The sequence below is a fragment of the Streptomyces sp. CC228A genome (assembly GCF_021390935.1).
In the GTDB taxonomy this organism is placed as follows: Bacteria; Actinomycetota; Actinomycetes; order Streptomycetales; family Streptomycetaceae; genus Streptomyces.
On the sequence record NZ_JAJPUI010000001.1, the window covers coordinates 1254947 to 1262870 of the forward strand.

The following is a 7924-nucleotide window of genomic DNA, read 5'->3' on the forward strand; positions in this document are numbered from 1 at the left end:
CACGCCCACCGGAACCCGCGTATCGGCATCAATGTCAGTGCCGGGGTGCACGATGGGTGGCATGGCCGGGACCGCACTCGACGACTTCTCCCCCGCGACACGCAACTGGTTCACGGGGGCGTTCCGCGCGCCCACCGCCGCCCAGGAGGGCGCGTGGCGGGCCATCGGGGCGGGTTCCGACGTGCTGGTGGTGGCTCCGACCGGGTCGGGCAAGACGCTGGCGGCGTTCCTGTCCGCACTGGACCGCCTGGCGTCGTCGCCGGCCCCGGCGGATGCGAAAAAGCGCTGCCGGGTGCTGTACGTGTCGCCGCTGAAGGCGCTCGCCGTGGACGTGGAGCGCAATCTGCGCAGTCCCCTGACGGGCATCCGGCAGGAGTCGGTGCGGCTGGGCCTGCCGGAGCCCGAGGTGCGGGTCGGGATCCGCTCCGGGGACACCCCGGCCGCCGAGCGCCGCTCGCTGGCCGCCCGGCCGCCGGACATCCTGATCACCACCCCCGAGTCGCTGTTCCTGATGCTCACCTCGGCCGCCAGGGAGGCGCTCTCGGGTGTGGAGACGGTGATCCTCGACGAGGTGCACGCCGTCGCCGGTACGAAGCGGGGCGCCCACCTGGCGCTGTCCCTGGAACGGCTCGACGAGCTGCTTGTGCGGCCGGCGCGCCGCATCGGCCTGTCGGCGACGGTCCGGCCGGTGGACGAGGTGGCCAGGTTCCTCTCGCCGCGGCGGAGGGTGGAAGTGGTGCAGCCGCCGTCCGGCAAGGAGTTCGACCTGTCGGTCGTGGTGCCCGTGGAGGACATGGGCGAGCTGGGGGGCTCGCCCGCCGCGGACGCGGCGGGGGCCGACGGCGGCGACAGGCCGTCGATCTGGCCGCACGTGGAGGAGCGGATCGCGGATCTCGTCCAGGACCACCGGTCGACGATCGTGTTCGCCAACTCGCGGCGCCTCGCGGAGCGACTCTGCAACCGGCTGAACGAAATCGCGTACGAGCGGGCCACCGGCGAGACCCTCCCCGAGGACGCCCCGCCGGCCGAGATCATGGCGCAGTCAGGCGCGGGCAAGGGGGCTCCGCCGCTGCTGGCCAGGGCGCACCACGGCTCGGTCTCCAAGGAGCAGCGGGCCCTGGTCGAGGAGGACCTGAAGGCGGGGCGCCTGCCGGCCGTGGTGGCGACGTCGAGCCTGGAGCTCGGCATCGACATGGGCGCGGTCGACCTGGTCGTACAGGTGGAGTCGCCGCCGTCGGTGGCGTCTGGACTCCAGCGGGTGGGCCGGGCCGGGCACCAGGTGGGGGCGGTGTCCCGCGGCGTGGTGTTCCCCAAGTACCGGGGCGACCTGGTGCAGGCGGCCGTGGTGACCGAGCGGATGAGGCAGGGCGCCATCGAGTCGCTGCGCGTGCCCGCCAATCCGCTGGACGTGCTGGCGCAGCAGCTGGTCGCCATGGTGTCGATGGACACCTGGCAGTACGACGACCTGCTGGCCCTGGTGCGGCGGGCGGCGCCGTTCGCGTCGCTGCCGGAGTCGGCGTTCACCGCGGTGCTGGACATGCTGGCCGGGCGCTACCCGTCGGACGCGTTCGCCGAGCTGCGGCCGCGCGTCGTGTGGGACCGGGTCACTGGGGCGGTCACGGGGCGCCCCGGTGCCCAGCGGCTCGCCGTCACGTCGGGTGGCACGATCCCGGACCGCGGCCTGTTCGGGGTGTTCCTGGCGGGCGCCGACCCGAAGAAGGGCGGGGGCCGGGTCGGAGAGCTCGACGAGGAGATGGTGTACGAGTCCCGGGTGGGCGACGTGTTCACTCTGGGCACGTCGTCCTGGCGGATCGAGGACATCACGCGCGACCGCGTGCTGGTGTCGCCCGCTCCCGGGGTGCCGGGGCGGCTGCCTTTCTGGAAGGGCGACCAGCTGGGCCGCCCGCTCGAACTGGGCCGGGCGGTGGGCGCGTTCCTCCGGGAGGTGGGGTCGCTGTCGCCGGACGACGCGCGGCTGCGGCTCGTCTCGGCGGGACTGGACGCGTGGGCGGCCGGCAACGTCCTCGCGTACCTGGACGAGCAGCGCCGGGCCTGCGGGCACGTGCCGGACGACCGGACGATCCTGGTGGAGCGGTTCCGCGACGAGCTGGGCGACTGGCGGGTGGTGGTGCACTCCCCGTTCGGGGCGCAGGTGCACGCCCCGTGGGCGCTGGCGCTCGGCGCCCGCCTCGCGGAGCGGTACGGCATGGACGCGCAGGTCATGCACGCCGACGACGGGATCGTGCTGCGGCTGCCCGATGCCGACCTGATGGGCCTCGACCTGCTGGACCAGGAGCCGGCCGGTCCTGCGGGGCCGGAGTTCGACAGCGAGCAGGCTCCGGTCGGAGCCGCCGACGTGCTCTTCGACAAGGGCGAGGTCGACGGTGTCGTCACCGAGCAGGTGGGCGGCTCCGCGCTGTTCGCGTCTCGGTTCCGGGAGTGCGCGGCGCGCGCGCTGCTGCTGCCGCGCCGCAGTCCGGGAAGGCGGACCCCGCTGTGGCAGCAGCGGCAGCGGGCGGCGCAGCTGCTCCAGGTGGCGAGCGAGTTCGGCTCGTTCCCGATCGTCCTGGAGGCGGTCCGCGAGTGCCTGCAGGACGTCTTCGACGTGCCCGGCCTGCAGGAGCTGATGGGCGACATCGAGGCCCGCCGCGTCCGGTTGGTCGAGGTCACCACCCCGGAGCCGTCGCCGTTCGCCCGCTCCCTGCTCTTCGGTTACGTCGCGCAGTTCCTGTACGAGGGGGATTCGCCGCTCGCGGAGCGGCGGGCGGCAGCACTGTCGCTGGACTCGCGGTTGCTGGCCGAGCTGCTGGGCCAGGCGGAGCTGCGGGAGCTGCTGGACCCGGAGGTGCTGGCCGAGCTGGAGCGGGAGCTCCAGTGGCGCACCGAGGACCGGCGGGTGAAGGACGCCGAGGGCGTGGCGGACGCGCTGCGCGTGCTGGGGCCGCTCACCGACGGGGAGCTGGCCGAGCGGGGCGCCGACCCGGCCTGGGCGGCGGAGCTGGCAGCCGCCCGCCGGGCCATCAGGGTCCGGATCGGCGGGGCCGACCACTGGGCGGCCGTCGAGGACGCGGGGCGGCTCCGCGACGCTCTCGGCACCGCCTTGCCGGTGGGTGTCCCCGAGGCGTTCACCGAGCCGGTGAAGGACCCCCTGGGCGACCTGCTGGCGCGGTACGCGCGCACCCGCGGCCCCTTCACGTCCGCGGAGGCGGCGACCCGGTTCGGCCTCGGCACGGCGGTCGCGGAGGGTGCCCTGCACCGGCTCGCCGCGGGCGGCCGTGTGGTGCAGGGCGAGTTCCACCCGTCGGGCATGGGCCAGGAGTGGTGCGACGCGGCGGTCCTGCGCCGGCTGCGGCGGCGCTCACTGGCCGCGCTCCGCCAGGAGCTGGAGCCGGTGCCGCCGGCGGCGCTGGCCACGTTCCTGCCGCAGTGGCAGCACATGGGCGCGGGGCGCCTGCGGGGCGTCGACGGTCTCGCCCGGGCGATCGAGCAGCTTCAGGGCGCCCCCGTCCCGGCGTCCGCGCTGGAAAGGTTGGTGCTGCCGTCCCGCGTGCGGGACTACACGCCCGCCCTGCTCGACGAGCTCACCACGACCGGTGAGGTCCTGTGGGCCGGTGCCGGCGCACTGCCCGGCAAGGACGGCTGGATCTCCCTCTACCTGGCGGACGCCGCCCCCCTGCTGCTGCCCGCACCGCACCCCCTGGAGCCGACCGCCCTGCACGAGTCGGTGCTGTCGGCCCTGTCCGGCGGCTTCGGCTTGTTCTTCCGGCAGATCGCCGACCAGGTGCGGGCCACCACCCACCCGGACGTGACGGATCCCCAGCTCGCCGACGCCCTGTGGGACCTCGCGTGGAGCGGCCGCCTCACCAACGACACCCTCGCCCCGCTGCGGTCCGTCCTCGGCTCGGGCCGCACCGCGGGATCGACGGCCCACCGGGCCAGGCGGCAGGTCCCGCGCGGCCGGTACGGCACGCTGACGGCGACCGCGCTGGGGGCGGCGTACGGATCGGCCCGCACGCCCGGCCGCACCGCCTCCCGCTCGGGGCCGCCGACGGTGTCGGGCCGTTGGGCCCTGCTGCCGCCGCCCGAGCCGGACGCCACCCACCGCGCCCACGCCTTGGCCCGCACGCTGCTGGACCGGCACGGGGTGGTGACCCGGGGCGCGGTGGCGGCTGAGGGCGTCGAGGGCGGTTTCTCGGCGACGTACCGCGTGCTGTCCGCGTTCGAGGACAGCGGTCAGGCCCGCCGCGGCTACGTGGTGGAGGGCCTGGGCGCGGCCCAGTTCGCCATGGACGGCGCCGTGGACCGGCTGCGCGCGGCCGCCACGGCGCGGGAGCGGGGTGACGGCGCGGCGCCGCAGGCTGTCGTGCTGGCCGCCGCCGACCCCGCCAACGCGTACGGCGCCGCACTGCCCTGGCCCGACCCTCCCACGGAGGCGGGCCACAAGCCGGGGCGCAAGGCCGGCTCCCTGGTCGTGCTGGTGGACGGGGAGCTGACGGTCTATATGGAGCGCGGCGGCAAGACGCTGCTGTGCTGGCCCGCCGACCCCGACTCACCCGCCCTCCGGGCCGCCGCCGTGGCACTGGCCGAAGCCGCCCGCGCGGGCGCCCTCGGCACGGTGACGGTCGAACGGGTCAACGGCGCCTCGGCCCTCACCTCACCCCTGGCCCGTCCGCTGGAGGCAGCCGGTTTCCACGCCACCCCCAGGGGCCTCCGCCTCCGCGCGTAGGCTCCCGGCACCCGCTGCCACGCGTGCCCGCCCTCAGCCCGTACGGCCGCGGCTGTTGACCTCAAGTCGACTTGAGGCATCAAGGTGGTCCGCATGAACAACGAGACCGCAGACATCAAGGCCGTCGAAGCAGACCTCGAGGCCATCGCAGAGGTCGTGGCCACCGTCCAGCGCACTCAGCGCGAGAAGGACGCCGAGGGATTCCTCGAGCTCTTCCATCCCGACGCCCTGTGGACGACCGCGCACGGCAAGGTCCTCATCGGCTTCGACGCGATCGCCGAGTTCACCCGCGCCGTTCTCCCGCAAGCGACCTGGGACGGGGAGGTCACCTACGAGGCGGTGCACATCCAGTTCCTGCGGCCGGACGTGGCGGCCGTCAAGGTCCGGCAGGTCTACCACGCGGCGACGGGCGACACGGAAGGAGCCCCGCTGTACGTCATGACCAAGCAGCAGGACGGGGCCTGGCTGCTGCACGCCTGCCAGAACACCGAGGTACGGGTCGGCTGAGGCGCCTCAAGCCGTCCGCCCGGAGCCACCGCCCCGGGGGACTCCTCCCCTCGGCGCGGGTGTCGCGCATCATGGACGCATGCCCGAAGGAGACACGGTGTGGCTGACGGCGCGGCGGCTGCACGAGGCACTGGCAGGACGGGTCCTGACCCGGTCGGACCTGAGGGTGCCCCGGCTGGCGACGGTGGACCTGACGGGCCGGGCCGTCCTCGACGTCACCCCGCGGGGCAAGCACCTGCTCACCCGCGTGGACGGCGGGCTCACCCTGCACTCCCACCTCCGCATGGACGGCTCGTGGCAGGTGTACGCCCCGGACGAGCGCTGGCGCGGAGGGCCCGCGCACCAGATCCGCGCCATCCTGGGCACGGAGGCACACACGGCCGTCGGCTACCGCCTGCCGGTGCTGGACCTGCTGCGGACGGCCGACGAGGCCACCGTCGTGGGGCACCTCGGCCCCGACCTCCTCGGCCCGGACTGGGACCTGGACGAGGCCGTGCGGCGGCTGTGCGCGGACCCGGCACGTCCGCTCGGTGAAGCCCTGCTCGACCAGCGCAACGCGGCCGGCATCGGCAACGTCTACAAGTGCGAGCTGGCGTTCCTGGCCCGGGTCAGTCCCTGGCTGCCGGTCGGCGACCTCCCGCAGGACGTCCCCGCCCGGCTCCTGGCCACGGCGCACCGGCTCCTCGACGTGAACAAGGACCGCTTCGAGCGCCGCACCACCCCGCCGGGCAGCCGCCCCGACCGGCCCCTGTACGTGTACGGCCGCGGCGGCCGGCCCTGCTACCGCTGCGGGGCCCGGGTCCGCCGGCACGGCGCCCAGGACCTGCCCGACGACCGCATCACGTACTGGTGTCCTGGCTGCCAGGCCGGCCCGGACCCGGCTCCGCCGGGTCCACCGCGGGGGCGGGACCCCGTCCCCGCCCCCTGACGGCACGGACCACGTCCCACACCACGCTCCGCACCACCTCGGGAAACGAGTCCCGCACCAGGGCCAGCCACCGGGCGCGCCGCCCCACCGCCCTCCCGCGCGGCCCAGGCGCCGCCGCCACGTGGACGGGCAGCAGGCTGAGCCCCCAGCCGCCGGTGGCGGCCGCGCACTCGACCAGGCCCGCCTGTTCGGGCACCAGTGCCAGCCGCAGCACAGCCCACCACCACAGTCCGCCCAGTACGAGCGCCGGCACCAGCGCCGGCAGCGGGACTCGTCGCCCTACCATGGCCGCCTCCTCCGGTCGACGCTAGACCGGGGCGATCACCGGGCGGCAGGGCGCACCGGTGCGGCCCACGGCGCATCCGGTGCCCCTCGCCGCGCCCGTACCGCAGCCGCCCCGCGGCTCGTCCCGGCGACGGCCCCGGCCCCGCGGACGCACGTCAGACGCTCTCCGCCTGGAACATCCACGCGTGCTTCTCCAGATCCGCGGTCAGCCCGATCAGCAGGTCCTGGGTGACGGGATCCGGCTCCTCGGTGGCGCCGATGCGCTCCCGCATCCGGCTGATGACCGCGCCGAGCGCGTCCACCATGATCTGCACGACGTCGGCGTCCTTGATCCAGCCTTCCGGTACGCGCCCGATGGCGCTGCCGGAGGCGATCGTGGCAGCCCGGCCGTCGGGGTTGACGCCAAGGGCCGCAGCGCGTTCCGCGACGGTGTCGGAGTGCTGGCGGGCCGTGGCCACGACCTCGTCGAGTTGCAGGTGGATGGAGCGGAACCGCGGTCCGATCACGTTCCAGTGCACCTGCTTGGAGGCGAGGGCGAGGTCGACGAGGTCGACCAGTGCTCCCTGGAGCGCTTCACCGACGATCTTCAGGTCAGCGTCAGGAATCGGGCTCTTGACGACGGACATCCGAAACCTCCCTTTCCGCGGGCATGGCCCACAGTGACAGTCCACCGTGACATATGCCACACAAAACGGGCATTCACCCTAAAGCGAAAGCCCCGGTCCGGCACCGAGTACCCGACCGGGGCTACACCCCAAACGTCGATCGACGAACGCCGCCGAAATCAGGCAGCGACGACGTCCACCGCTTCCGCAGGCGCTTTGATGGTGACCCGCTCCGTCGGCACACCAGCCACCGACGTCACGGACACAGAGTTGAGCATCGGGCGCACCGGCGACGGCACCGGCTCGCTGGCCGCTGCCGATTCCGCCAGCTCCGCCAGCGACAGCTCGTCACTGACCTCTCGCATGAGCTCGGACATCCGTACGTCCAACGCGTCGCAGATCGCGGAGAGCAGTTCGGAGGAAGCCTCCTTCTGCCCCCGCTCCACCTCGGAAAGATAGCCGAGCGATACTCGGGCGGACGAGGAGACTTCGCGCAGAGTACGGCCCTGGCGCTGGCGCTGCCGACGCAGCACGTCACCCAGCAGGCGACGGAGCAGAATCATCGGTGGCTCCCTCCTCGGACCGCGTAGCCGCATCCTTCACGCCCCACCGTACCGCCTCGCGCTGCGGCCGTGCGGGGAGCGATGACGTGTTCACTCAGGGCTGCAAACATCAATTCCCCCCGTTCTGTTCCGTATCCTTTGCCCGCGCATTATCCGAGAGTTCGCTCGCGAGCAGATCGAGCACGCTCCGCACACTCTCTCTACGGATTTCCGCGCGGCTCCCGTTCAACCGCAGCGCGGCCACCTTCCCTGCCGCCGCGCCGCCCTCCGCACCCGCCGGCCCGGGGCGGCAGACGGCGACGTACACCGT

Annotated in this window: 5 protein-coding genes and 1 pseudogene; 3 read left to right on the forward strand and 3 right to left on the reverse strand. The window is 74.1% G+C overall.

Annotated features, from left to right (window positions below; all coding sequences use genetic code 11):
• Window positions 1-61 precede the first annotated feature (61 nt).
• From L6E17_RS05480 to L6E17_RS05490, 3 genes are all read left to right on the forward strand, one after another.
• Entirely contained in the window at window positions 62-4726 is a 4665-nt protein-coding gene (locus L6E17_RS05480) for an ATP-dependent helicase (protein WP_236239571.1), read from the forward strand.
• A gap of 93 nt (window positions 4727-4819) precedes the next feature.
• Window positions 4820-5233 (forward strand): SgcJ/EcaC family oxidoreductase, encoded by a 414-nt coding sequence (locus L6E17_RS05485; protein WP_268984710.1) that lies wholly within the window; start codon window positions 4820-4822, stop codon window positions 5231-5233.
• 79 nt (window positions 5234-5312) lie between these two features.
• On the forward strand, window positions 5313-6161 hold the full coding sequence (locus L6E17_RS05490) for an Fpg/Nei family DNA glycosylase (protein ID WP_236239573.1): 849 nt from the start codon (window positions 5313-5315) through the stop codon (window positions 6159-6161).
• 440 nt (window positions 6162-6601) lie between these two features.
• On the opposite strand, the gene L6E17_RS05495 is transcribed toward L6E17_RS05490, so the two are convergent.
• The 3 genes and pseudogenes from L6E17_RS05495 to L6E17_RS05505 form a co-directional block, all read right to left on the reverse strand.
• A complete protein-coding gene (locus tag L6E17_RS05495; protein WP_236239574.1) occupies window positions 6602-7072 on the reverse strand; it encodes a Dps family protein in 471 nt (156 codons plus the stop codon).
• Between the two features lie 158 nt (window positions 7073-7230).
• Entirely contained in the window at window positions 7231-7614 is a 384-nt protein-coding gene (locus tag L6E17_RS05500) for a helix-turn-helix domain-containing protein (RefSeq protein ID WP_071273064.1), read from the reverse strand.
• A gap of 109 nt (window positions 7615-7723) precedes the next feature.
• Window positions 7724-7924, reverse strand: a pseudogene (locus L6E17_RS05505) (damage-inducible protein CinA); the annotation flags it as partial.

What these genes read in the sequence shown, in the direction of transcription:
- L6E17_RS05480 (WP_236239571.1), top strand. Translation starts at nt 62, where the DNA reads ATGGCCGGGACCGCACTCGACGACTTCTCCCCCGCGACACGCAACTGG.
- L6E17_RS05485 (WP_268984710.1), top strand. Translation starts at nt 4,820, where the DNA reads ATGAACAACGAGACCGCAGACATCAAGGCCGTCGAAGCAGACCTCGAG.
- L6E17_RS05490 (WP_236239573.1), top strand. Translation starts at nt 5,313, where the DNA reads ATGCCCGAAGGAGACACGGTGTGGCTGACGGCGCGGCGGCTGCACGAG.
- L6E17_RS05495 (WP_236239574.1), bottom strand. Translation starts at nt 7,072, where the DNA reads ATGTCCGTCGTCAAGAGCCCGATTCCTGACGCTGACCTGAAGATCGTC.
- L6E17_RS05500 (WP_071273064.1), bottom strand. Translation starts at nt 7,614, where the DNA reads ATGATTCTGCTCCGTCGCCTGCTGGGTGACGTGCTGCGTCGGCAGCGC.